The following is a 25,764-nucleotide window of genomic DNA, read 5'->3' as shown; positions in this document are numbered from 1 at the left end:
TGAACAAAACAGATTAGAATATTTTGTATATTTGTTCAAGCTAGTAACCAACCGTAAACATCGCGCAAGCGATAAAACTATTATGCAAATGAGTACCAGAAAAAACTTCATCTTGGATACCAATGTTATCCTGCACGACTCCGAATGTCTAAAAAAGTTTCAAGAGAATGATATTTACATTCCCATCACCGTAGTAGAAGAACTTGACGGCTTTAAGAAAGGGAATGAACAGCTCAACTATAATGCCAGACAGTTTATACGCACACTTGATCGCTTTGCTTCAAAAGAGGATATAACCAAAGGTGTGTCTTTGGGAAAAGATATGGGAAGACTCTATGTCGTTGTAGATACCAACTTGGACCCCAAAGTACATAACGCTCTTGTACAAAACACACCGGATCATCGTATTATCTCAATAGCCATAGCCGTGGCAAGAAGTGAGCCTGAAACAAAAACAATTCTGGTCAGCAAGGATGCCAATCTCCGTCTCAAAGCACTTGCATTCGGGGTACAGGCGGAAGACTATAAAAGTGGGCGAGTAGAGAATATCCATCACATGGAGCAGCAACATATCTGGAGAGTTCTCACCAAACCGGATGTTTTGGCAAGAGTGGCGCAGAAAGAAGAGGTAACCATAAAGGAGGTTATGTCCACAAGAGGCAAGAAAATCCTCCCGAACTCCTGCTTCGAGCTACGCGAAAAACGTGGAGATACTCCCCTACTATGCAGAACGCATGGAGACAGTCAGATCCTTAAACCGGTAGAGTTCAGCGTCAATGCCGGTATAAAGCCAAGAAACATTGAGCAACAGTTTGCATTCGATCTTCTCAATGACGATGCTCTCTCTCTTGTTGCTATCACAGGAACATCCGGAACAGGTAAGACCTTGCTTGCCATCGCTTCTGCTATCGAGCAAAGAAGAAGGTTTAAGCAGATCCTTATTGCTCGTCCTATCGTTTCTCTTTCAAATAAAGATTTAGGATTCCTTCCCGGAGGTTATGAAGCGAAAGTAGAGCCTTACATGCAGCCGATCTTTGACAATATCAACGTCATAAAGGATGTTACCGGACAGCGACATGGTTCAAACTCAGAGATAGATGAACTTTTAAGGACTCGTTTTATCTCTGTGGAAGCATTAGCATATATCAGAGGTAGAAGTCTCAGCAACGTTATCTGTATTATTGATGAAGCTCAAAACCTCACACCTCTGGAGATAAAGACAATCATCACCCGCGCCGGAGAAGGTACGAAGATAATTTTCTCCGGAGACATTTATCAGATCGACTCCCCTTACTTGGATGTCAAAAGCAACGGGCTATCTTACATGATAGACCGCATGGCAGGACAAGAGTTTTTTGCGCACGTACATTTGGAAAAAGGAGAACGCAGTCTTCTCAGCGAAAAAGCAGCCAAATTGTTATAGATAACAGAAAAAATTCTCTTAATATACTTGCCGTGTCTATCTAACTTTGTATCTTTACAATCAGTAGTATAACATCAGTGTATATATATGAAACGACAAATCAAATTTAGTTTAGTTTACCGCGACATGTTCCAATCGTCCGGTAAGTATCAGCCAAGATTAGACCAGTTAGCAAGAATAGCACCCGTAATCGTTGATATGGGTTGTTTTTCAAGAATAGAGACCAATGGAGGTGCATTCGAGCAAGTGAATCTTCTTTATGGTGAAAACCCCAACAAGGCTGTCCGTACTTTCACAAAGCCATTCAATGAAGCAGGTATCCAGACTCACATGTTGGACCGTGGATTGAACGGACTGCGGATGTACCCTGTACCTGCAGACGTAAGACGTCTCATGTATAGAGTCAAGAAAGCACAAGGAGTAGACATCACACGTATTTTCTGCGGACTCAACGACGTCAGAAACATCATCCCATCCATCAAGTACGCATTGGAAGCGGGCATGATACCTCAAGCGACACTCTGTATCACACACTCTCCGGTACATACTGTGGAGTATTACTCGAATATTGCGGACAAACTCATCGAAGCAGGCGCACCGGAAATCTGTCTGAAAGATATGGCGGGAATCGGTCGTCCGAAGATGCTCGGACGTTTAGTGAAGTCCATCAAGACTAAGCATCCTGAAGTGATTGTTCAATATCATGGACACTCCGGGCCGGGCTTCTCGGTTGCCTCCATGCTTGAAGTGTGCGAGAACGGAGCAGATATTATCGACGTGGCAATGGAGCCGCTATCCTGGGGAAAGGTTCACCCGGACGTGATCACCATCCAAGCCATGTTGAAAGATGCGGGATATGATGTTCCGGAAATCAACATGAATGCATACATGAAGGCACGCAGCCTGACACAAGAGTTTATGGACGACTTCTTGGGATACTTCATGGATCCGACCAATAAATACACCTCATCACTTCTTGTCGGATGCGGACTTCCGGGAGGCATGATGGGATCTATGATGGCAGACTTGAAAGGGGTACACTCCGGCATCAACATGTATCTCCGAAACGAAGGCAAAGAGGAGCTTACGATAGACGACTTGTTGGTGAAGCTCTTCAACGAAGTGGAGTATGTATGGCCAAAGCTCGGCTATCCTCCTCTGGTAACGCCGTTCTCTCAGTACGTCAAGAATGTCGCTCTGATGAATGTCTACAACATGGAGCGAGGAGAAGGCAGATGGCAGGCAATTGATGCCAATACCTGGGATATGATTCTTGGAAAAGCCGGAAGACTTCCGGGAGCATTGGATCCGGAGATCGTGGCGCTTGCAAAAGAGAAAGGTCTTGAATTCTCCGATGCCGATCCTCAATCCAACTATCCCGATGCTTTGGACACCTATCGTCAAGAGATGAAAGAGAATGGTTGGGATTTTGGTCAAGACGATGAAGAACTGTTCGAGCTTGCGATGCACGACCGTCAGTACAGAGACTACAAGAGCGGTGTGGCAAAACAACGCTTCAATGAAGAAGTAGAAAAGGCTCGCAACGCAGAGATGACCAAACAAGGCTTCTCCGCCGAAGACATCCTTGCCATCAAGAGAGCCAAATACATCGCCGTACCTGCCACTGCAACGGGGCAAGTCTTCTGGGAAGTGGACTTCCAAGACGGCTCTACACCTCCATCCGAAGGCACCGCTTACCGCGCAGGTTCCAAGCTTTGCTTCGTCATGACACCTATGGGCTATCCTGAAGACGTCAAGGTGAACATCTCCGGACGCATCCGCGAAGTAGCCGTAAAGCAAGGTCAGGTGGTGAAGAAAGGCGACGTCATTGCCTACTTTGAAGAGATCACGGACGAATCTCAGCTTCCACCCGTTGAAAACTCACAAGCGGCAGTGGACAGAGTAGAAAAGAAAAAGTTTGAATCCAAACCAAAAGCAGAGAAGAAGAAGTAACACGCTTCTTTCGGGATAAAAATAGAAACACCAAGCAGAGCTGCGGATCTTTCCGGTCCGTGGCTCTGCTTCTTTATATCTCCACATTCAGACAAAAGCCGCAAAACATCCGCTCTGTTCGGAGAGCTATCTTCCTTTCGTCCAAAATCTCACCGGTTTTGCTCTGAAAACCGACTAAAAAAAGTTTAATTCCTATTGACTAAAAATCAAAAACTTACTTATCTAAAATTGATTTCCCAATAACCTTTTCTATATTTCACGGCGAGAAACCAATATTTCACGGCGAGAAACCAATATTTCACGGCGAGAAACCAATATTTCACGGCGAGAAATATAGAAATACTTATTAGTAATATGACTTTTACTCATTAGAAATCTATCTTTTATTCATTATTAAAAGAAGTATTATTCATTAATAAGGCAGCTATCACTCATTATCAAGACAGACATCGATAATTATCAAAATAGAAAACAGTAATTACCAAAACGAAAAACGGTAATTATCAAAATAGACATCAGTAATTATTAAGACAGAAAATAGTAATTGTTAAAACAGAAAACGGTAATTACCAAAACAGAAAACGGTAATTACTAAAACAGAAAACGGTAATTATTAAAACGAAAAACGGTAATTATCAAAACGGAAAACGGTAATTATCAAAATAGACATCAGTAATTATCAAAATAGAAAACGGTAATTACCAAAACGAAAAACGGTAATTATCAAAACGGAAAACAGTAATTATCAAAACAGAAAACGATAATTACTAAAACAGAAAACGGTAATTATCAAAACAGAAAACGATAATTACCAAAATAGAAAACGATAATTATCAAAACAGAAAACGGTAATTATCAAAACAGAAAACGATAATTACCAAAATAGAAAACGGTAATTACCAAAACGAAAAACGGTAATTATCAAAACGGAAAACGGTAATTATCAAAACAGAAAACGATAATTACTAAAACAGAAAACGGTAATTACCAAAATAGAAAACGATAATTATCAAAATAGAAAACGATAATTACTAAAACAGAAAACGGTAATTACCAAAACAGAAAACGATAATTACCAAAACAGAAAACGATAATTACCAAAACAGTTTTTATTACACGGCTTTTACGAAAAAGCACCAAAGCTTCATACCGAAAGCTTTGGTGCTTATTGTGATAATATCTCAAACTCTCCCCGGAGAGATAGAGGGATCAGCTCCTGATGCGATCTTCAAAAGCAGAGAGTGCAGCCTTTGCTCCCTCGCCCATTGCCACAACAATCTGCTTATAGGGAACGGTGGTGCAGTCTCCCGCTGCGTAGATGCCGGGAGTATTGGTGCGACATGAAGGATCTATCAGAATCTCTCCGCGAGGATTGGTCTCGACCAAATCCTTCACAAGTGCAGTATTGGCAGCAAGACCGATCTGAACAAAGACACCCTCCAAAGCGATCTCCGTCTCCTTGCCGGTGGCACGATCGGAGAGAACGATGCTTGTTACCTTGCCGTTCGTTCCGCGGATCTCCTTTGTGGCAGTGCTGAGGATGATCTTGATGTTACCCATTTCCTGCGCTTTCTTCTGCAACACTTCGTCCGCTTTCAACACGTCAAGAAACTCCACTACGGTAACCTCCGTGCAGATCCCTGCAAGGTCAATGGCAGCTTCCATGCCGGAGTTTCCGCCCCCGATCACGGCAACACGCTTGTTCTTGAAGAACGGACCGTCGCAGTGAGCGCAGTATGCCACGCCGTTGCCGGTGTATTCCTTCTCGCCCGGAACGCCCAGCTTGCGCCAGGAAGCACCGGTCGCCATGATAAGAGCAGGTGCTGTGAAGAGTTCGCCCGATGTTGTTTCCACTCTCGATATGCCTCCGTCCTGAGTGATGTTCTTCACGGTGCGAGCCTCGAAGAGCGAGATGTCGTTCGCATCAATATGGTTGCGAAGATTGCCCGCAAGCTCTCCGCCGGTGGTGTAAGGCACGGAGATGAGGTTCTCAATACCTACGGTCTCGTTCACCTGCCCGCCGACACGCTCCGCGACGATTGCCACTTTGAGCCCTTTACGTGCCGAGTAGATCGCAGATGCGGCTCCGGCAGGACCTCCACCCACGACAATCACGTCGAAAGATCGCTCCTCCGGCTCTCCGACAGACTCTTGCGGTGTGCTGCCATAGCTCTCTTCCAGCTTGTTCAGCAGTGTCGCCATGTCTCCTCTGCCGACATGAATCACCTTGTCGCCCGCCATCACGGTCGGAACAGATGCTATGCCGAGACTCTCCACTTCGTCCGGAAAGAAAGATCCGTCCACCATCGTATGAGAGATGCCGGGGTTGAAGATGGCAAGAAGATTAAGAGTCTGAACCACGTCGGGGCAGTTCGTGCACGAAAGAGAGACATAAGTGCGCAGCTCTATCGGACCATTGAGGCTCTTGATGCGGCGGCAGACGCCCTCGTCGGGAAGGTTCTTTCCGATGCCGTCGTGGTTAAGAATGGAGAGAAGAAGCGATGTGAACTCATGTCCGCCCGGTATGCCTCGGAAGCTGATGCCCGAAGGCGTTCCGTCCACCAAAAGATCTATCCGGAAGTTTTCGCTCTCCTCATACGCAGCCGACAGCTTCTCCGATGTGGAAGCAAGCTCTTCGATCATCTCCTTGGCATCGTTGTACGAAGGATGAGAGGATTGTGCTTTCAGCAAAAGCGTATATTCCCTCTTGAGTGGCGCAAAGTAGCTGCCCACCTGCACAAGTGTATCTTTATCAAACATGGGTATAAATATTCTTTGTTTTTCTTGTTTCAGACTAAAAAAATAGCCCCCGACGGACTAATAAATAGTAGTCGAGGGCGTATTTGACTCATCTCTCAGCCCACCGGGCTACAGCATAAAAGCTCCGGAATCAGATCTTACCTACAAGGTCGATGCTTGGCTTCAGTGTCTGCTGACCTTCGCGCCACTTTGCAGGACACACTTGACCGTCGTGAGAAGCCACATACTGCGCAGCCTTGATCTTACGTAGGATCTCTTCTGCATCACGACCCACGCTGTTGTCGTTAAGCTCTACGATCTTGATGACGCCTTCCGGATTCACAACGAAAGAGCCACGGTATGCCATCTGATCCTCCTCGATAAGGATACCCAACGCACGTGTCAAAGCTCCCGTAGGGTCTGCCAACATAGGGTATTGCACTTTCTTGATGGCAGCAGAAGCGTCCGCCCAAGCCTTGTGTACAAAGTGAGTATCGCAGCTGCAAGAGTAAACCTCAACACCCAGTTGCTTAAACTCTTCATACTTGTTCGCAAGGTCTTCAAGCTCGGTAGGACATACGAATGTGAAGTCGCCCGGATAGAAAACCACCAAAGACCATTTGCCTTTAAGATCTTCATTGGTAATCACTTTGAATTCGCCGTTTTGGTATGCGTTCAGCTTAAACTCCGGAAATGTTGTGTTCAAAATTGGTGTCATAATAAGTTGGATTGTTTTATGGTTTATAATTTTACTGACATCTATATTATTGCAAAACAAAGATAGATACACTCATCAACCCGTTCAACAGATAATATATATAGGGTTATAGATGCGATCTATAAGAAAAGCTTTACAAGCTCATCCATCGGATAGTCTTTCTGCTCTCCGCTCTTCATATCCTTGATGTTCACCACGCCGTTCTCCAGCTCTTTTGTCCCCACAAACGCCACGAACGGGATGTTAAGGTCATCGGCATAGCTCATCTGCTTCTTCATCTTGGCAGCATCCGGGTATAGCTCCGTCCGCACACCCTGCATACGCAGCATATTCAATACGGGCAGCACGGCATCCACCTCCTTTTCGCCGAAATTGATGAACAGCAGCTGCGTGCCTCTTGCACTCTCTTTCGGATAGAGATCCAGCATATTCAGCACATCGTATATACGGTCTGCACCGAAAGAGATACCCACGCCGGAGATATTGTCCAGACCGAACACCCCGGTAAGGTTATCGTATCTTCCGCCACCGGTGATGGAGCCCATCTCCACACCCACAGCCTTTACCTCGAATATCGCACCCGTATAGTAGTCCAGCCCGCGAGCCAGTGTCAGGTTCAGCTCAAGCTCATTCTTCAACGGTGTAAGGGCAAGTTTGTCGAGGATGAACTCCACTTCGTCCAAGCCCCGAATAGCTGTGGACGACTCGGCAAGTACCTCCCGAAGCACCGCAATCTTCTCTCTGTTGCCACCGCTAAGGCGCAGTATCGGCATCAGTTTCTCTATTGCGGCATCGGAGATTTCACGCTCTTTCAGCTCCTCCACCACTTTGTCCAATCCGATCTTATCCGTCTTGTCCATCGCCACGGTAATGTCTATGATCTTGTCCGCATGCCCGATGTACTCCGCAATACCGGTAAGAATCTTTCGGTTGTTCAGCAAGATGCGCACCGGGAAGCCGAGCTTCGTGAAGACCGTGTCTATAATCTGCGTCAGCTCCACCTCATTGAGCAGAGAGTCGGAGCCGATCATGTCCGCATCGCACTGGAAAAACTCCCGATACCTCCCCTTTTGAGGGCGGTCGGCACGCCATACGGGCTGAATCTGATAGCGTCTGAAAGGCAGCGTTATCTCATTGCGGTGCTGCACCACAAAGCGGGCAAACGGCACGGTAAGGTCGTAGCGCAACCCTCTGTCGCACGCTTTGGCGGCAAAAGAGGCAGAGTTCTTAGCCAAAAGCTCCTCGTCCGTAAACTTCGCCAGACAGTCTCCCGAATTTAAGATACGAAACAGCAGCTTATCCCCCTCGTCTCCATATTTTCCGGTGAGAGTGGAGAGGTTTTCCATTGCAGGCGTCTCTATCTGACGGAAACCGAAGCTGTGAAACACGCTCTTTATGGTCTCGAATATATAGTTTCTCCGCTCCATTTCGTGAGGAAGAAAGTCCCTTGTTCCTTTGGGTATGGATGGTTTTTGCATCTTTCTCTCTGTTTTTTTGATTCTACTACAAAAATACGACTAAAAACCGACTTCCGGAAGCAAAAATCAAAATGCTCTCCCTGTCTCCCATGCCTCATCCCCTAACCGACAGAGCGCCCTCCGACACCCTCTCTCCCCTTTCCCGAAACACAATATACGGCTTAAAAACTTTCTCTGATCACGTCTAAATCTTTGATTGAACAGATTTAGAAAAAGAAATCGCGGCTTGATTTCTAAAAATCAAACCGCGATCTGTACCATTCAAGCCTTGCTTTCTCCCATTCAAGCCCTCATCTCCCTCTCTTTACACGTTCACCCCATCTTTTATCCCCTTTCAATCATTCTTCTGAACCCTTTTATCTCAACTTTCTTACTTATCAATCTGATGTAAATAGGCTTAATGACTGAATGTGTATAGATACTCACCTACATCTTCAAAGATTATAGAGAGACAAAAGAGTCTTGATAGTCTTACTGACTGAATATGTATAGATACGAGTCAGAAGCAGTTGGAGCTAGTGATCAAGGAAAAAGGTCTTGATAGTCTTACTGACTGAATATGTATAGATACTTTCCTCTGATTGGCATGCTGGAGAAATATTAGAGTCTTGATAGTCTTACTGACTGAATATGTATAGATACACCGCAAGAACGCGGTCAGGGCTTTGGCTCTGCGAAAGCGTCTTGATAGTCTTACTGACTGAATATGTATAGATACCTTAGTGGTTAACAAGCGGACTATAGCCCCCGTGATCAGTCTTGATAGTCTTACTGACTGAATATGTATAGATACTGATTGAAAAGCTTACAGGTAAACCTTTCAATAAAAAGTCTTGATAGTCTTACTGACTGAATATGTATAGATACTCCCTGAACAGCCTAAAGTTTGGAAGGTCAACATTGCTGTCTTGATAGTCTTACTGACTGAATATGTATAGATACAACTAAATCAGAGTTTCAACACCAGGAACTCTTGATGTCTTGATAGTCTTACTGACTGAATATGTATAGATACGCTGTTACCAAGGGGTATTATGATTGTAATTGCAAGGGTCTTGATAGTCTTACTGACTGAATATGTATAGATACAGCTGAGGGAACGAATCCAATCTCATGGTCAGTTGTTTCGTCTTGATAGTCTTACTGACTGAATATGTATAGATACAAAAAACAAAAGAGTATGCAAGAAAAATTTTATTACGAGTCTTGATAGTCTTACTGACTGAATATGTATAGATACTATTTGATTATCAACGATATACAAAAAAGTAAATTCGCAACTCTCTGATTATAAACAAGCAAAATAATTTCGAAAATACCGATATATAACTGCGCATATGTCGTCAATATATCTCATAGAAAGATTATTCTTTCTTGAATAACAAAGATATCCCGCCGGCTATCTAAAATTCCTATTCAAGATGTAGAGGTTCTCCATTCCGAAGAATGCGGATATTGTTCTTGGAGCAATACTTTATCATGTTACCGCTTAGAGTAACACCTTCTGCTTCTATAGAGATCTCTCTTACTTCCGGAGCCGGCAGCTCTCTCACTATCCGGTTATCCTTGCGAATCAGTATAGTATCCCTGCTTATGCCGATAGCAGAACCCTCTTCCTCTATAACAACAGGAGCAAAGGAGTGAGGGCTTCTTCTCCGTTCCCGGAAAGAAGAAACCGACATCTCTTTAAGGGAATCCCCTTGCTCTGCTACGATCTGTCCGTTACCCGATACGGTGTGAGTGCCGATATGCACCCAATGAGCCACAGCCAGCATGGCAGCTGCAACAGGATGATAGGGAGTGCGGTAGTGAAGCTGTCCCAAAATACCGGACATATCGTAGTGTCTGTTCTCCTTTATGGTAGACTTACGCGGCATGCTTACTTGGGAGAGTAGCAGATCGTCCCTGTCCGGAAAGATGTATGGCTCTATCTGCGTGCGCTCATCGGTAAGGAGGTAGTGCCGGTAGAGGTCGTAGAGCCTCCGAGATACCCGGTTCATGAGACGAGAATATGGAATGAGATCGGTAAGGATATGGTCTATCTTGAGCGTTGTGGGCGAAAGAAAGCGAATGGTAAGGATATCTTCCCATTTCGGTGCATGCTTCAAGAAGAAACGGATATCGAGCCGGGTATTCTCCGCTTTCAGACCGGTCTGATACTTGTCCGTGGTCGGGTCGAGCAGCTGATAGGAGTGGTAAGAGAGATGGTTCTCGTGAAAGAAGTTGTACTTCTGCCATTCGGGAAGAAAACGAAGGAACTCATCCACCGGTGCGGCATCTTTTGCCACTATGGTGATATAGAGATCCAACGGCTCTCTACGAGCTATGCGATGCCGATTGGGCTTGTCGGCACGGATAACGATCCGGGAAGAGATAGTGGATGCCTTCTCTTCTTCTCCTTTTGTACTCTCCGGCTTGAAAAGATCGGAGTAGAGATGCGAAAAGGTTTTGCTGTTTTTGAGAGCATTGCCCAAAGCAAAGCGAGGCAGGAAATACCACTTGCCCTTAAACTCCACATCCTTTTGTGCTACAAACCTTACCCGAAAATGGTAAGCAGAGAACTCCCGAAGAAATATAGGGAGTTCTTCTGCTTTAATACCGGTATCAGGACTATTTATCTGTAAACTGTCCATATCCTACGTTGGTTTTTGCTCCGAGTCCGAACGTCAGTATGATCTCCCGGAACAGTTTTTCCTTAGCTCCCGCCGTAAAAGTGCCTTTGTTCCTGAATAAGAAGCGGAACCGGTAAGTAACACCCGGATTTACTCTGAGGAAACGTACCGGATTGGGATCTTTTAATGGATTTTCGTGATGCGTGATATAATCGTCTCCAAAGAGAGAAGAATCACCACTTACGGAGACAGGGTAAGCATCCAGAAAAATATCCCTATCGTAGATAGACTTCCCTTCACCTTCAAAGATCTCTTTTATAAACTCTTCTTTTTTCCAACCGCTCCACACTTTTTGTTCGTCTCCCTCGTTATATTCAAGAAAGTCCCACTCTTCGATGGCAGACCTTAACGCTCCTTTTATGGAAGATCCGGGTATAACGGGCAGACCGGAAGTGTAATCGAAATACATACCCAACTGATAGAAGTCGCCCGATTCTTTTTTTTGACCTTCATTACGGCTACTCCTCCCGGCTCCTTTATTTTCTTTAGGTTTATTGATTTCGTGATGATACCCAATGCCACAAAGTAGTCCGGGATAAGATGTGGTAAGATCGAAAGAAGAGACATCGGTGATATTTTCTTCAAACTTTGGGAATTGCTTGCGCCCTAAAAGTTCATCCGTACCCTTATTAAACCGGCTTGTGTCTAATAATTTTCCGTTATTATCCAATTTCAATGTATCAAAGTAGTTACGATAGTACCACTTGCCAAAGTTTATGAAATCTTTCATTCCGACCTCCTTTCTTTCTTCTCCTTAATGATAAAGGTGCGAGTGGCGAGCTTTAGTGCGACCACATACTGCAAGATCTTTTTCTCCCACTCTCTTGCTACAGAAATGGATTTTATCTCTCCCCCTTTATCATTTATTACTTTCCTGATGATTTCTGTGGGTTCTACATGTTGCCAATCCCGGATATTTCTTCTTTCTTCTTCCGAAAGATCCATATAATAGAGAGCCTTTAGCCACAAACATAGTTCTCCTTCACTATTTCCACCTTTGCCTTTATTGTAGAAAACAAGTGTGGGCAGAAGTCCGGACTGCAAGATACTTGGACCAAGGGCATTGATATACCCTTCATATACATCCTCTATCTCTCTATCTTCATTAGCTATGCCCACTTTCTCTATCGCCACCATCGCCATAGGGATAAGATCCTGTATCTCTTTTTTATTTGTTATCATGACCGGTGATATTTTCGATTTTACAAAAACCATAACCAATAGAGGCATTGGCTCCTATCTGAACAAGAGAACCCTTCGCTGTGAGCAATTCATTGAATTTGTCAAACTTTTCTTTCGCTGCTTCCGGATAGGTAACAAAGAAAACAAACTCAGACATTGCCGGTACCACTTCTTCGTACCAAAGATTCTTGCTCTCGCCATTTTCCAATTTATTTCTGGCAATAATGGGAAGATTGTCAAGAGTATCATTGGGAATGTTGTCTCTTTCGTATGACGGAAAGGATATTTCTGTATTTAAGTTTTTTCCAAACGCTCTTATACTCTCCTGCCACTCTCCACAAGAACAAAGCTTATATCCCTTCTCCTGATCATCTCGAACCGGGTAGGCTACTAAGTTGGCTTGAAAAAAATTGAAGTTCCCTATCTTATTTTCTCCACCATTGTTGTTTGTTCTGACATTATCAGGTCCAAAGATGTAATCTATATCTACATCTTGAGTCTTTAGAGAATCAAAAAACTGTCTCAATGCTCCTTTCAGACTGGAAGAGTATATGCACGGTCTATCGGTAGTAACATCTCGTTGTACTACGTTATCCACTGCGTTATAGTTTGCTCCGCCTGTACCAACATGAAGATTAGTAAGGCACTGTATCTTGTATACTGCTGTTTTCATATTGTATCTCTGTTATTTATTTGTTGGGGATTATAATTGTGTGGTTGTATCCTATGGTACGAAAATGAGAAGACTCTACTTCTCTCTTAAAATCTTCTGCTGCGTCTTTATTTTCAAAATAAAAGAGAGAACCTCTGGCATATAACTCTATCTCTTTACTGACAGAGATATTGTCATCTGTTGTATGAGATGGTTTTCTCACTTTATTCCTGTTATAAAATCTTTTTGTGTGTTCGGTAGTAGTCAAAAGACAAGCAAATTCGGTTATCTCTGTAACTGCAAAATATGCTTCATCTACAATCTCCGACTCGATATAAGCATCCGAAAGAAGCATGACAGTGTAATAGTTTTCATCTTTCTCGTACTTTATTACCTCTGTCTTAGAAGTATATCCCTCTGCCGGATCCACTTTTATAACTTTCATGGAGAATGGCTGTCTCTCTCCTCCCAAGTGAACTATTCGATTAGAAAACTTTTTTTCTGTCTCAAGTTCAAGCTCAAGTTCACAATAAAAAGCAAAACAGAGATTGCGCTTGCCGTTTTCGTTATTAAAACGATAGAACGTTTCATAAAAGAAAGAGTTGTCATCCGTGTTACCTTCATAATTCTTACGGATACCTACACGGCTATCTTCTACAAAAAAGGTATCTTCATCCAGCAATTCTCCCTTAGAGTTTATCCACATATTAGGATGCTCTGCTTTAGAAGAATAATCTTTGAAGAAAGGATGCTTACTCTCACAAAACAGAGACAAAATCTCATATGGCTTGTCTTTGCCCTTTTTCTGATACCTTTTTCCTGCCGGGAAGTAACTCTCCTCGCTATCAATAAGAAAAACTGGAGATAGCCCTTTTATAACTCCAAAGCCCTCTCCCTTAGAGAAAGGAGAAAAACTTTGTTTGCCTATTAGCTTGACTGCTTCAGTTGCTTTTACAATCTTGTTATCTGAAAATATATCAGATCCCGCATCCAAAAGAAGCTGATAACGCAATAATCCCAATAACGCTGTTTGTTGTGGGAAATGAGATGAACGGACAAAGTAATTGACATTATCCTCCTCAAATGTATTCTTCTGCCCAAAGAAGAACTTGTCCATAGGGGTCAGTTTGACTAAATAAGTGTACATATCATCTTTCTTCTTTATCGGTTATAAACTGGCAGTATCTGAGAATTCCATAAAGCATCTTCTTTCGTTCTTCTTTCTCTAAAAAGACGACATCATTTGAAAGAGTGGTTTGATAGATAAAGTCAAATATCTTTTTTAAGAATGTTTCCTTCTTCTCATGAATATCTTCATTGAAGAAGTTTTTGCGAAGAGCCTCTAAACGTTTCTTTCTTATGTCTTCATCTTTCTCTTCCATCAAGATAGGTTCAATTACAGAATCATACATCTCATCGAGCCAATGAACAAAGCCATCAATCATAGCCTCGTCTTCTTTTAGCTCTTTCATTAGAGTACAAGCTTGTTTATACAAGTCAGAATCACCGTTAGTCGTACCCTTGTGAGGCAAAAGAAACTCTATGGTTCTTCCACTATGCTTTTGAATAGATACTGCCACACGATCTTTCTCTTCGTATTTCTTAGCTCTTCCAAATAGCATCTCTGTAGCAACATCCATAGCTTCGGACATTGGACTCTTGTAGTAAAAAATACTTACCCCATAAGACATGGAAAGATTTTCCTCAGTATTAAGGCTCTCCCAGAACTTTTTGAAACATCCATCTATCGTATTTATAAGGTCAAAAACATCCTTTTCTCCATTTTCAAGAATTGGAGCAAAAAAGAAAAGATCATCGCCTCCAATATAAATAGGAACGGCTTTTGCTGCTTCTATTTTTTGAGTAACATTGGTTGAGAATTCAAAAAAACTTCTAGAGAACTTCTCCATGTCTTTAGAAGATAGCCCCTTAATAAAGGAACCAAAATTATCTCCGTCTGCTTTTACGATAGCCATGTACTTATAGCAGTTCAGGAAGTCATCTCTTTCCTTTGATATTCTCTGATAATCTACCTCTTGTTCCCCATTTAGGTATTTAAGAACTTCATCGTGGGTTAACCAACCGGATACTGCTATTTCAGATATTGATGCGAATGGTCTCCCTTCAAACTCATCTCGGATAAAACAATTGTTTCCTTTCAAGAAACCGGAAATACAATCCAAAGAAGAAGTTACGGCTTTTTGTCTTAACTCTTGGGTATCCAAATATTGATTGAGTTCAAGAAAAATTCCTGCCTGATCTTGACAATCTACCTGAATGTGAGAGATAGAAATATACTCTTGAAGGTAAGGCACAATATCTTCTGCTCCCTGAAACTTTTTAGCCAATTCTTTGAGAACCTCATTTTTAATATCATCAAAACCTTCGACTTTCCCCTCAATAAATGCCCTATCCGGAAATAAGCCAACACCTTTCGGGGTATTGATATCGCTTGAATAATAAGGAGAGCGGATTTCAATGCCTTCTTGTTTTGGTACTCTCTCAAGCAACTCTCGCATAATCCAAGAGAACATAAAACTGGCACTCCAAAAGGACTTCGTATTACGAGCCTTTGATAAGGTCTTACATATCGGACCTATTGTTATTGCTGTGTATGATTGCATGTCTTCTTATTATTTTTCAGTTGCGCATAGATATCAGAAAGGAATATCTTAATATCTTTTCCCTCTTTATTATTCTTGTCTTCCATAAAAGATGTGAGATCTTCTTTTCTAAAAACGGCTTTCAAAATATCTATTAACTTTATATCATGTTTAAACTTCAAGTTTATTTGAGCCGTTCTATCCTTAAGTAATCCATTCTTGGCTACTACTTCAACTTCACCTTCATTTTTTAACAAAGTGTCTAATCCAACTTCTTCTTGAAATATTCCCATATACACCCAGAGTTCATATTTATTATTTTTTTTAAGTATAATAGGCTTAAATTGGATTGGAGATTTCATTCTCTCCACAGATTCTCGTTTATTGTTTTTGGCAATGCTGAATCTCCTTTGAATGTCGATATTATTGTAGTAGCTCCAAAGTTCACACGTAGATAATCCAAACATATTTCGATACTCATGCCAAGAAGTCTCTTCATTTTTTTTACGAAAAAAATCTCCATTTGATCTTCTGAATTTCTGAAGTTTTCTCTGCTCTTGGGCTGAATATGAGAGACCGCTCTTAAAAATAACAGTACTAATTTTTCTCTTAATATAGAATTTATCCCAATGCTCTCCTATATCCTCTGCATAATGATATATCACAGGTTTCATATAGAATACGCACTCGATCTTATTGGTTCTATAATCCTTTCGATACTCATTCAGTCCACTTCTCAAGCTTTTGTAAAAGTAATCCAATCCTTTGAAAAAGGATTTATAAAAGGATGAAAAATCTTGACACGATAGAGAATGAAATACACCTTTGTTGCAAGAAGGCAAAGTCTTAATTTGAAATCCCAAGGATTTATATTTTTTTTCTGCACGCTCCCATGTATTTTGTGAATTCGGCTCTTTCACAGTAAAGGAGCCGTAACCTTTACTTTGCCTAGCTCCAAAATTATGGAGCATAAAAAAATCGCAGATTTTATCTTCAGAAAGCAAAGCCTTCATTTCTTGATCCCTTACTAAAAGAGTCATTTTGACCCCATCTAATGCAATGGATAGATATTTCTCAGTAATGAAATCTCCTCTTTGAGCAATATTAGCAAAATACATTGGGGCATTTTTCTTATCAATACTCCACGATTTAGTATTTGTCGCAACAAAAGACATTTTATAATCAAGAGATATTGTTGAGGATTTCTCCTTTTTTCCTATCACAGCTCTTTTGCCTAGCTTTTCTATTTCATCTCTATAGTTATTCCAAAGATACCTATCCAACTTTGGCTTCACCTCCGATGCACGAAGCGTTGCCCCTCTATAATCCGCCTGAAAGTGAATGATAGGAGTATGCTGGATGAGTTCAAATGTTATCCTTTGCATACCTTCATCTTTTTTCTTTTCACTATTTCTCTCCATACTTTTCTCTACACAATTTCACGATTTCCTCATTGGACTTTAGTACAGATTGTATTACTCTCTGCCAATCGGCATGATTATTTAAGATCGCATCCTGACGAAATTTATCAATCTTTTCCTCGTGCTCCAGCTCTTCTTTTCGGATCTTTAGTTTCATACATCTGTCAATCCAAACAATTGCAATAGAAGCTATTGCTAAAATAGCAACACAACAGAATACACAACAGCATACACAACAAATAACATTCATAGCTTTTTATTTTTTATGAGTTAAGTAATATCGAATAGGGACAAATAGGCACAAAGCCATAACAAGAAGTGTTACAATATCTCCTGCAAACCATTGGGAGCACGATTCGTTTTCAAAGAATTTGGAAAAGATTCCTTCCTTTGCAAATGTATTTATACCCAAAACTCCTGTCAATAGTCCTAAAGGCAGATACAGATTGGCAATTCTATTGAGCTTACTCTGTTCATCTATGTCCAGATAACCAAACAACTCTGTCATTTCACCTTCTAAAGCCTTAGTATCACGCTCAATATTCATATTCTTTTGGAACATCTCATACATCTCCATACCTTGTATTTGCGATGTAACCTCTCGGAAATAGAGTTCGTTCAAAAAACGAATATAGTTTTCATAAAGCTCCTTGATATTGCTACCGGCTTTCCTCTTTCCCCTACGAATCTGACTTGTAAGATAGGATATCTCACCGCTAAATCTTAGGACAGAAGCACGCTGTACCAAACACAAAATAGCCATCTGATAGTACATACTCATAAAATGTCCTTCTATAACATCCCAACCTATGGTGTATACAGCAGAATCTCTCGTAATACCAATCAGGGTACCAGCCTCTATCCATCTCTCATAAGAGCATCTTTTGATCTCCTCCAACTGCAGACGATCACTTGCTACCCCCTTAAAGAGTCCGTCTCCGAACAGATAGCGATACCAGAAATCTCTTTTCTTTCCAACTTCGTATGCATATCCCATCTCCGGTAAAAGACCTAATTTCCCTTGTATTTTTTCTTCCCTTGAAAATTTCTTTTTTCTTTCTCTTAAACTCTTAACTAGTTCTCTACTATAAAAACAGCTTAAAAAATACATCCTGTCATCCATTACCGGAGATATTCTAATTCGGCCCGTGTCTTCATCGCTATTTCTAAAGACAAACTTACACCAGTCATCTCCGAGTTTGTCCGTTGGCTTATAACCAAAAACCTGACGAATATGATCCGGAGGTAAAAATATATCGGTATGATTTATGGGCTGTTCAAACTGACTGAAGTCATCATAAAAGCTCATATCTCCAATACTTCCGGAGATAGAGTTTGCCAAGAAAGTTGTTTTTGCTTTTAAGCGATCATCCGAAGCCATAAACTGAGGATAGAGACGACGTCCAAAATCGTTTATACGTAAAACATCTTCCTCCTCAACATATTTATCATTATACAGAGAGAAAGAAATAACACCGACACCCGTATTAAAAGCATGAAGAGAGACACTTTCAAGTCTTAATTCATAGGTTACAGACAAAGAACCCGTATTTATATCTATACAGTAACGTCCTCCATCAACCTCCAATTCATAAAAATAGATCGATCTATTTTCTTTGGTACCGTAGAGTGCTTTTCGAGCAAATGGGTGAAAATAAACATACTCGCTATAATGCTCTGCGGAAAGACCTATCTCAAAATAGCGTCGTTTCAAAGGACTGACCTTTGTAAATAGTCGGTCAAAAGCATCCAAATCGGTTCGTTTACCATACGATGTATTCTTCTTTTTGCCGGAAGGGTGGTCTATATAGTCCCACTGAAAAGGGAATATAAAAATATGTCTGCTATGTTTAGGTGTTTCCATAAAGGTGGATATTTAATACGTTTTTGAAAAAAACTCTGAACTCTTCTACCTTCTTCCCTTATTTCTGCCTTTCATAATAGTTAGAGGTATCCAAAAAAAAGTAGAGAATCCATAAGCACTCAACAAAAGCAAAAATAAAAAAAAATATCAACTCATTCAAGAGGTTTTCTTCTATTTATATCTTTCTCAATCCAAACTTTTCTCTTACATATTTTCTCCTCTGTAAAGCAAAAATAATGACAATAAATTTGAAATAAAGAGGAGGTCAAAAAGAGAGTGTTTGTGGTATGGAATATATAAAAATGAGGCTTTAGAATTTTCCGGAATAAATCACCCCACACTCTCTTTAGAAAGATGCAAAAGGGGAAGATATAGGATAACAGACTCATAATAAGAGCAATACAGAAAATTCAAAACTTGAGAAAAATTTTTTCTTTGGGCGTCTGATCGCTCTCTCCTGAGTTAACAAAGCAAAAATTAAAGCTATTCAAATGTAAATAAAAACTAATGCAAAATCTAAGACAAAAATGCTCTTTTTGTAGAGAAAAACGCTAACTCTCTAATAATCAATAGCATCAATAAAATTTCTAAACACGTTAATTGAATCCGGTAAACGTGTTAAATGAAATCAGTAAACGTGTTCATTGAAAAATTAAACACGTTAAGCCGAAACAATATGCTCGTTTACCGTTTTTACTTAACAGGCATCAAAATTTATGTTAATAAAATGGGCAGATTTAACAGTTTGCTCGTGCTCTGAAAACACCCCCTCCGAGCAAAATAGAAAAAGGGATGAAGAAGAGATGGAATGTATAAAAATGAATTGAGAGACGATGTTTTCCTTTTTCATTATTCTCTTCTAATAAAAAAGTCATCGGTCAAGAAAGAATAATTTTTCTTGACCGATGACTTTCCGGAAACACTCCTTTTTGAGAGTTCCTTGTGAACCACTAAAGAGCAATCCGATAAAGAAAATTTAAGATCTCTTTCCCAATAATATCAATGCCATGAAGCCATAAATTCCGGATAATAGAATCAAGGCGGAAGATAGGGCTAAGAGTGGTAAGGTAACTCGCTTTCTATACCGGATGAAATATATCAGAGCCAAGACAAGAGAGAGTGCAAGGGTGTAAAGATTGCCGAGTTCGCCCCTCGGATAGATGTGTGTACTCTCTCCCGAAGAGAAAGTAAGACGAAAAGGAAAAAGGATTTTGCCGATCTGCTCTACCCTGTCCGTCTCAAACTTGATGGTATGACTCGCCACCTGATTGCCACTTTCGGTCTCTATGGCAATAAAGGAGACGCCATCGTTTTGCTGAATACGATAAGTAGTGTAGAACATATTCCCTATTGCCATCCAGCCTTCTTGGGTGTGTTTGAGTTTGGGTAGATCCACCTTCTGAAACGAGTATGGCTGATGCTTCAAGAAGTAGAGTGCGCCATCTTCGGTGTAGATGTAGGCGAGCTTGGAACGGTCTGTAAATCCGCACAGCTCCATATATAGAATCGGAGCAGAAAGGTTCTCTGTGGCAATCTGCTCTAAATAGGGTTTTCCCTCTACCTGCTTGAAGTGAAAGAGAGAACCTTTGGAGTCGAGCAGGAGATAACCTTCGTCATACTCCTTTCGAGCGTTTCCATTACCGGCTGTCTTATATATAGGAAAAGAGAGATTGGAGTTCAGAAAAACGGAGTTGAAGCGTTCGTTCTTTTCTTCATCAAGAGCATTGGTTTTGCCATTGATAAAACAAATTCTGTGATTTCTAAATACAAAAATATCTTCTGCCGGATTAAGATTGACACGTCCGGAGGCACTTTCGATCAGCTGATAGGCTTTTGGAGGTGTCCTGTTTATATCTTTAGGCGAAAACCTGTGAATAAAGTTGGTGGCTCGGACAGCCTGGAAGTTAATCTTTCTGCCCAGCAGTGTGTCGGGAAAGCGATTATCCGCGACCAGCTGTCTCGCATAAAAAGTGGGGAGGATGCTGTCGAACTCTGCCTCTGTGTACTCTTTTGCCCCATCTATGGTACTTCTGAGAAGTTTATCGTCCTGCACTTCGGTTTTTACAAAAGTCTGTTCCACTTCACTGTACAGAACGAATGGGACTTTATCCGACCGAGTAAAAAGATAACCATAGAGCAGTGGCAAAAAATAGCTCATCAGCAATATGGCAACAGGTATGAGTATGAATCTTATATATTTCATGATGATACTAAGTCTTTTTTGAAAGATACAGGAGCACTAATAGACATATCCTCTTCTGAAACGATACACTGCATAAAGAGGTAAAAGAGCCGTAAACAGGAGGATAGATGAAAGCAAAATCAACATTCCGAATGTGTAGGCTTCGGGCGCAGTATCCAAAAAGAAGAGACTCTGAAGCCCCACAGAGATAAGAAGAGCTATGCCTCTCATACGCATATTACCTTCGAGAATGATCCAAGAAGTGAGAAAATAGGAGGAGAAACCGCCCAAACACCAAGGGATAAGAGAGTAGAGAATGCGCCCTAAAAGCTCTGAAGGGAGATACATTCCATAAGAAACAGCAGATCCCAAAAACAATAATAGAACAAAGAACAGGATAAAACTTGCTCCATAAGCCAACATATAGTAAGTGCTTCTAATGTCTGAAAGAGGCAGGTGAAGCGTCAGCTTGAGTCTCTTTTGCAGTACTTCCGGAATCATTTGAACAGTGGCAAGAACAAATCCAAGAATCATCGGAATATATCTGAGGCGATCCACAAAAATGGCATCCCTCTCCAACATCACGCCCCATAAGTGAGCAACATCCTGTATGCGCAGTGCTCTATGAAAATTGTACAGTGTATAGAGAAGAAAAAGAAGAGCGGCAAGGAAAAGAACCACAGTGGTTACCCTGGTTTTAATCCACTCTTTATAGAGTAAGGAACGAAATAAATTCATCTTGTTTTGTGTTAATATTTACCGGTAAGACCTATGAAGATATCTTCCAATGAGAGGTTACGCTCTTCTTCTACTATGACCCTCTCTCCTCCGGAAAGGGTAGTAAGAAGCTGCTCTATCTCTTGAGAGGGTAAGAAACTAAAGAGTTCGACCCGCTTACTTAACAGCCTCGACGGCTGATAAAACGCTTCATGCTGTGGCAGATCGTCATGATGCCACTCAAAGGTATAGCGTCTGAATCTCTCCATAAGCTCGCCGACACTCTTCTGTACAATGATACCTCCATATCCCATTACGATACAATCGTCTATGAGTCTCTCCATATCCTGTATAATATGGGAGGTCAGAAAGATGGTTTTCTGCGTTCCGGCTGTGTACTCTTTCAGTATATCGGTAAAGAGTCTGCGGTAACCGGGATCCAATCCGAGCGAAAAGTCGTCAAGGATAAGCAGATCCGGCTCTTGAGCCAATACTACACCAAGGGCCACTTGAGAACGCTGACCATTACTCATTGAGCCTATGGTCTGGCGAGGATTGACCTTTAGTCTGGAAGTGAGTGTATGGTATATCTCACTACTCCAAGCCGGATAGAATGCGCTGTAAAAACGCTCCAACTGCTCTATACGCATAAAGTTGTACTGAACGTGTCCCTCTATCAAAAGTCCTATACGGGCTTTAGTAGCAGGAGTAAGTCTGTGACACTCTTCTCCAAAAATGGTACACGATCCGGAAAGAGGCTTCAGGTAACCGTTCAGGATGTTTATGGTTGTCGTCTTTCCCGTTCCATTCTTTCCCAATAATCCCATGATTCGTCCCTGAGGAACAGAGAAGTTGAGATTTTCGTAGATGATACGCTTGCCGTAAGCATGAGACAACTGCTTACACTCAATAACATTAGACATAAAAGTGATTGTAATACACAATAAGTGATAAACTTTGAATACAAAAATGTATCGGGAGTCTTCGGGCAGTTAGAATGAATATGCAATGTTGCATGTTCCTTCGAGAGTCTGTCCTAATCCTCTCCAATGCAAAATCTGCACTGTTCCTCCCAAGACCACAGCATTTTGTTTTTTGGCTCCGACCGGTAGCCGAAACTCTTGTTGAAGAGCATAAGCATCATCCGCTCCACGCCTAAAGAGCAGACGATCTCGCTCTATTATATATGTGGGCTGCTCTTTATTGAGCTTCTGTTCGTATCGTCCGGAGATAAGATGCCTGCTTCTGAACATTGTATGGCTGTATAGTGTTTCGTTCCGGTTCTTCCAGCGCAGACTCAATACCGGAGAAAGGCTGCTTTTATCAAAGGATGAAAAAAGAGGTTCACTAAGATGACGAGCATTAAAGTGCTGTTTCTCGTAGTCCAGTGATGCGGAAAAGATGCTGTTTTGAAAATGTTGCAGCCACTTGATTCCGGCAGTTAGATCATACTGCGACTCGGCATAACTCTGCTGAGAAGCGACTAATACCGGTTTAGTCAAAGAGCTGTGTTCGTCTATCTGAACCCTCTTGTAGATTCTCTCTTCTCCCTCTTTGGTTTGTGTGGTGTATGTTCCGTGCAGGGATAGACGGGATCTGCTCCAAAACCAAATATCTGCCTGAAAATCGGTACTGATGCTTCGCCCTCTAAGTTCACTGAGATAAACACCGGCGTCTCTCGTCTCTAAACGGGAAGATGTTCGGAGGTAAGAGAACCCAAGCAAAGCATTTCGGGAAGGCAATATCCATGCTCCCCGTCCGGAAAGAGCCGTGTATTTGTGGCGGTAAGCTCCGTTATCATTTTTCCCTGAATACCTGAAGTTGTACTCTCCAAGAGGTCTCATGATATAAATGAGCTGAGATGAATGCGGCACCAAGACACTATAACTGAGTTGTTGTATCTCCTTTTGTATTGCCGTTCCTGCCGTTAAGATGCCGAAACGATTAAGATTCAAACTTACAGAAGATGCGCCATCAACGGTGGAAGATAGATTTTGAACTCGCGGATCTTTCCTGCTATACCGGATCTCTCCTTCGTATCCGGCAGAAAGACCGATAGAAAAAAGACGATTCAGTTTATATCCTGCATCAAAAGAGAGAGTATAGATCTCGGAGTTTGCATTCTGCCTTACGGTATCCGCTATAATGAATGGATAGAAACGATCCGAGTGATTGCTCAAATTGTGCGATAGCTCTTGCTCTCTCTTTTTTCTGAATTGTGCCATTCCTCTCAAGGAGAACAGCCTGCTATCTTTTGCTCCTTGAGCAAAAAGAAGATAAGAATCTTCCCTCTTTGGAATAGATGATAAGATGCTCGGATAAGAGCTTTTTGAGATATAAGAGACTCCTACATCGGATGGTTTTCCCTTAGGAGCAAAAACAAGAAGAGAGGGCAGCCGAAGCTGCTCACCCACAAGATAATGCAGAGAATCGCTTCTCCAAGTCCAATCAAGAGTAGACGGAAGAGAGGCAGAACTCCTCTGCTGACCTGAAGCCTGAGATACAGATGAAACTCCCAGTAAGACTGACAGCAGTAGAAATATTATTCTTCTGTTTGGATGAACGAGTCTCGGCAATACCATATCTTTTTTATTTAAGCCAAGTCCACCTCTTCCCTTTATTCGGAAAGAGGTGGCAGCTCGATGAGTTAGTTAAATAGATTATCCCGACTTACAGAAGAGAAGATGGTTTATCTCTTTCAAAGTCATTCTTAGAGTCATTGGTATCTACGCATACAACGCGATTGTCCTTGTTTGTTGTCTTACGCTGTATGGTGAATCCTTTACCTGTCTCGGAACAGAAAGTATGAGACTTATCCACAGACGATGGCAATGCTTTTGTTATACCGTTTTCAGCGTTGAAAAGTTCCACACCATCCAATATCCAAGAAGTAGGAATTACAGGTCTCTTAATGGGAGGAATAGTAGGATTAGGGAATGGGAACATCTTTGCATGCTTCTCAAACAACTCCTCCTTGCTCATGTTCAACTTGAAGATAAAGTAAGATGTAAAGCCTCTTGAGTGCAAAGCTGTAATAGTTCTACTCGTTTTGAAAATGATCTCCATGTTAGGAACATCAGGATTGTCTGTTAACTGATAAAGATCATTAGGCTCAAACCACTCGAAGTTTGCTTTCTTCGACAAGTTCGGAGCATTGCTTGCAATCTCATTATGATTCTTAGCCTCCATACAGATCACAATCTCCTTACCCGGTTCCACTGGATACTTTGTCCCATCTCCCGGTATCATGAATGCAAAGTCTGCGACAACTTCATTAGGCAGATATTCACGATACTTATCACTTGAGATCTTAGTGTTTGAAGCAGTCCCTACAAAAACCAGCTTATCTGCGTATAGAGTTACATCCGAATTGTTACGGAGAATAAGGTAGTGCGCAAAGTTATAAGACTTCTTTGTCTCATTATTTGTGGCACCACTGTAAAATATCTCACTTATCACAAATGTACTACCTGTATGGCTAAGCAACATATCCATTACGATATTATCACTCTTCGGAGTAATAGCCACGTTGGAAAGTAAAGCTGTGTATGTGTATGTTGTTTTAACGCTACCCTCTGCCGTGATGTCGTACACACCATAAGGGATTAGCTCTTCTACCTTCTTATCTCCCTTGATACCTGTTATTAGAATCTCCTTGCCGGTATCCTTGTTAAGGATTTTAAGCGAGATGTTATCCAAGATATTCTTATCCCCTTCAGGCATTCTGAAAGAAAAGTTTACCGCAACGGTATTTTCGGGTATTTCTCTTTTAAGATCGATGGAAAGTTCTGTCAGCTTTTCTGTAATAGCGAAGTTTTCAATGGCTGCACTATACTTGTGTTTAGCATCTTTGCTTCCTTCTGCGCTGATATCATAGTTGCCAAGCTGAAGTTTTACTGTCTGCTTCTCGTTGCTTTTGAGATTATTCAGAACAATCTCCTGATTTGTGTTCTTGTTTACAAACTTAAGCGTTACATTGTCAAGGTTACCCTCAACATTTTCGGGAAGAGTAAAAGAAACAAGAAGATTCTTGTAAATAATCTCTTCGTGGTCTTTCTTACATCCCACTGTTGCTAAAGCTATCAGCATAGCAACCAAAAGAAATTTAATCTGTTTCATGAATTTTGTTTTATAGTTTATGATTAAAAGATTAGTAGTTC

Annotated in this window: 19 protein-coding genes and 1 CRISPR repeat array; of the genes, 2 read left to right on the top strand and 17 right to left on the bottom strand. The window is 41.5% G+C overall.

What is annotated here, in order from left to right; translation table 11 throughout:
* Nucleotides 1–88: 88 nt before the first annotated feature.
* Together HQ29_RS00405 and HQ29_RS00400 are read left to right on the top strand one after the other, a co-directional pair.
* The gene (locus tag HQ29_RS00405) at nt 89–1,423 is read left to right on the top strand and encodes a PhoH family protein (protein ID WP_036866876.1); all 1,335 of its coding nucleotides are present in this window, start codon (nt 89–91) and stop codon (nt 1,421–1,423) included.
* 87 nt (nt 1,424–1,510) lie between these two features.
* Nucleotides 1,511–3,376: a biotin/lipoyl-binding protein gene (locus HQ29_RS00400; protein ID WP_036792102.1), complete on the top strand. Its 1,866-nt coding sequence runs from the start codon at nt 1,511–1,513 to the stop codon at nt 3,374–3,376.
* A gap of 1,209 nt (nt 3,377–4,585) precedes the next feature.
* Here the strand turns inward: HQ29_RS00400 and ahpF are convergent.
* From ahpF to HQ29_RS00320, 17 genes are all read right to left on the bottom strand, one after another.
* Nucleotides 4,586–6,136 (bottom strand): alkyl hydroperoxide reductase subunit F, encoded by a 1,551-nt coding sequence (gene ahpF, locus HQ29_RS00395; protein WP_036866872.1) that lies wholly within the window; start codon nt 6,134–6,136, stop codon nt 4,586–4,588.
* A 130-nt stretch (nt 6,137–6,266) separates the two neighbouring features.
* Entirely contained in the window at nt 6,267–6,833 is a 567-nt protein-coding gene (gene ahpC, locus HQ29_RS00390) for an alkyl hydroperoxide reductase subunit C (RefSeq protein ID WP_036792096.1), read from the bottom strand.
* A gap of 119 nt (nt 6,834–6,952) precedes the next feature.
* Nucleotides 6,953–8,311, bottom strand: a complete 1,359-nt coding sequence (gene hisS / locus HQ29_RS00385) for a histidine--tRNA ligase (protein ID WP_036792093.1) — start codon at nt 8,309–8,311, stop codon at nt 6,953–6,955.
* 385 nt (nt 8,312–8,696) lie between these two features.
* Nucleotides 8,697–9,551: a CRISPR direct-repeat array (repeat unit 37 nt; unit sequence GTCTTGATAGTCTTACTGACTGAATATGTATAGATAC).
* 172 nt (nt 9,552–9,723) lie between these two features.
* Nucleotides 9,724–10,944, bottom strand: a complete 1,221-nt coding sequence (gene cas6 / locus HQ29_RS00380) for a CRISPR system precrRNA processing endoribonuclease RAMP protein Cas6 (RefSeq protein WP_052089619.1) — start codon at nt 10,942–10,944, stop codon at nt 9,724–9,726.
* Nucleotides 10,922–11,713: a type III-B CRISPR module RAMP protein Cmr6 gene (gene cmr6, locus HQ29_RS00375; protein ID WP_235318016.1), complete on the bottom strand. Its 792-nt coding sequence runs from the start codon at nt 11,711–11,713 to the stop codon at nt 10,922–10,924. Before cmr6 ends, cas6 begins: the two co-directional genes overlap by 23 nt.
* The gene (cmr5, locus tag HQ29_RS00370; protein ID WP_036866869.1) at nt 11,710–12,165 is read right to left on the bottom strand and encodes a type III-B CRISPR module-associated protein Cmr5; all 456 of its coding nucleotides are present in this window, start codon (nt 12,163–12,165) and stop codon (nt 11,710–11,712) included. Before cmr5 ends, cmr6 begins: the two co-directional genes overlap by 4 nt.
* On the bottom strand, nt 12,152–12,838 hold the full coding sequence (locus tag HQ29_RS00365) for an RAMP superfamily CRISPR-associated protein (protein WP_036866866.1): 687 nt from the start codon (nt 12,836–12,838) through the stop codon (nt 12,152–12,154). The genes cmr5 and HQ29_RS00365 overlap by 14 nt, the downstream gene beginning before the upstream one ends.
* A 16-nt stretch (nt 12,839–12,854) precedes the next feature.
* On the bottom strand, nt 12,855–13,964 hold the full coding sequence (cmr3, locus tag HQ29_RS00360) for a type III-B CRISPR module-associated protein Cmr3 (RefSeq protein WP_036866864.1): 1,110 nt from the start codon (nt 13,962–13,964) through the stop codon (nt 12,855–12,857).
* A gap of 1 nt (nt 13,965) precedes the next feature.
* Nucleotides 13,966–15,441, bottom strand: coding sequence for a type III-B CRISPR-associated protein Cas10/Cmr2 (gene cas10, locus HQ29_RS00355; RefSeq protein WP_036866861.1), 1,476 nt, complete (start codon nt 15,439–15,441; stop codon nt 13,966–13,968).
* A complete protein-coding gene (locus HQ29_RS00350; protein ID WP_036866859.1) occupies nt 15,420–16,841 on the bottom strand; it encodes a hypothetical protein in 1,422 nt (473 codons plus the stop codon). The genes cas10 and HQ29_RS00350 overlap by 22 nt, the downstream gene beginning before the upstream one ends.
* On the bottom strand, nt 16,828–16,998 hold the full coding sequence (locus tag HQ29_RS10370) for a hypothetical protein (RefSeq protein WP_161781542.1): 171 nt from the start codon (nt 16,996–16,998) through the stop codon (nt 16,828–16,830). Before HQ29_RS10370 ends, HQ29_RS00350 begins: the two co-directional genes overlap by 14 nt.
* A gap of 99 nt (nt 16,999–17,097) precedes the next feature.
* A complete protein-coding gene (locus HQ29_RS00345) occupies nt 17,098–18,594 on the bottom strand; it encodes a hypothetical protein (RefSeq protein WP_235318015.1) in 1,497 nt (498 codons plus the stop codon).
* A 1,087-nt stretch (nt 18,595–19,681) separates the two neighbouring features.
* On the bottom strand, nt 19,682–20,908 hold the full coding sequence (locus tag HQ29_RS09785; RefSeq protein ID WP_052089618.1) for a DUF4857 domain-containing protein: 1,227 nt from the start codon (nt 20,906–20,908) through the stop codon (nt 19,682–19,684).
* A gap of 36 nt (nt 20,909–20,944) precedes the next feature.
* Entirely contained in the window at nt 20,945–21,625 is a 681-nt protein-coding gene (locus HQ29_RS00335; protein ID WP_036866853.1) for a hypothetical protein, read from the bottom strand.
* A gap of 11 nt (nt 21,626–21,636) precedes the next feature.
* A complete protein-coding gene (locus HQ29_RS00330; protein WP_036862672.1) occupies nt 21,637–22,527 on the bottom strand; it encodes an ABC transporter ATP-binding protein in 891 nt (296 codons plus the stop codon).
* Between the two features lie 69 nt (nt 22,528–22,596).
* Nucleotides 22,597–24,186, bottom strand: coding sequence for a DUF6850 family outer membrane beta-barrel protein (locus HQ29_RS00325; protein WP_036862670.1), 1,590 nt, complete (start codon nt 24,184–24,186; stop codon nt 22,597–22,599).
* A gap of 88 nt (nt 24,187–24,274) precedes the next feature.
* Nucleotides 24,275–25,723 (bottom strand): DUF4876 domain-containing protein, encoded by a 1,449-nt coding sequence (locus tag HQ29_RS00320; protein ID WP_036862669.1) that lies wholly within the window; start codon nt 25,721–25,723, stop codon nt 24,275–24,277.
* Between the last annotated feature and the right edge of the window lie 41 nt (nt 25,724–25,764).

Origin of the sequence: Porphyromonas canoris (assembly GCF_000765975.1) — a bacterium.
GTDB classification, from domain to species: Bacteria; Bacteroidota; Bacteroidia; order Bacteroidales; family Porphyromonadaceae; genus Porphyromonas_A; species Porphyromonas_A canoris.
This window is presented reverse-complemented; position numbering and strand designations above follow the sequence as displayed.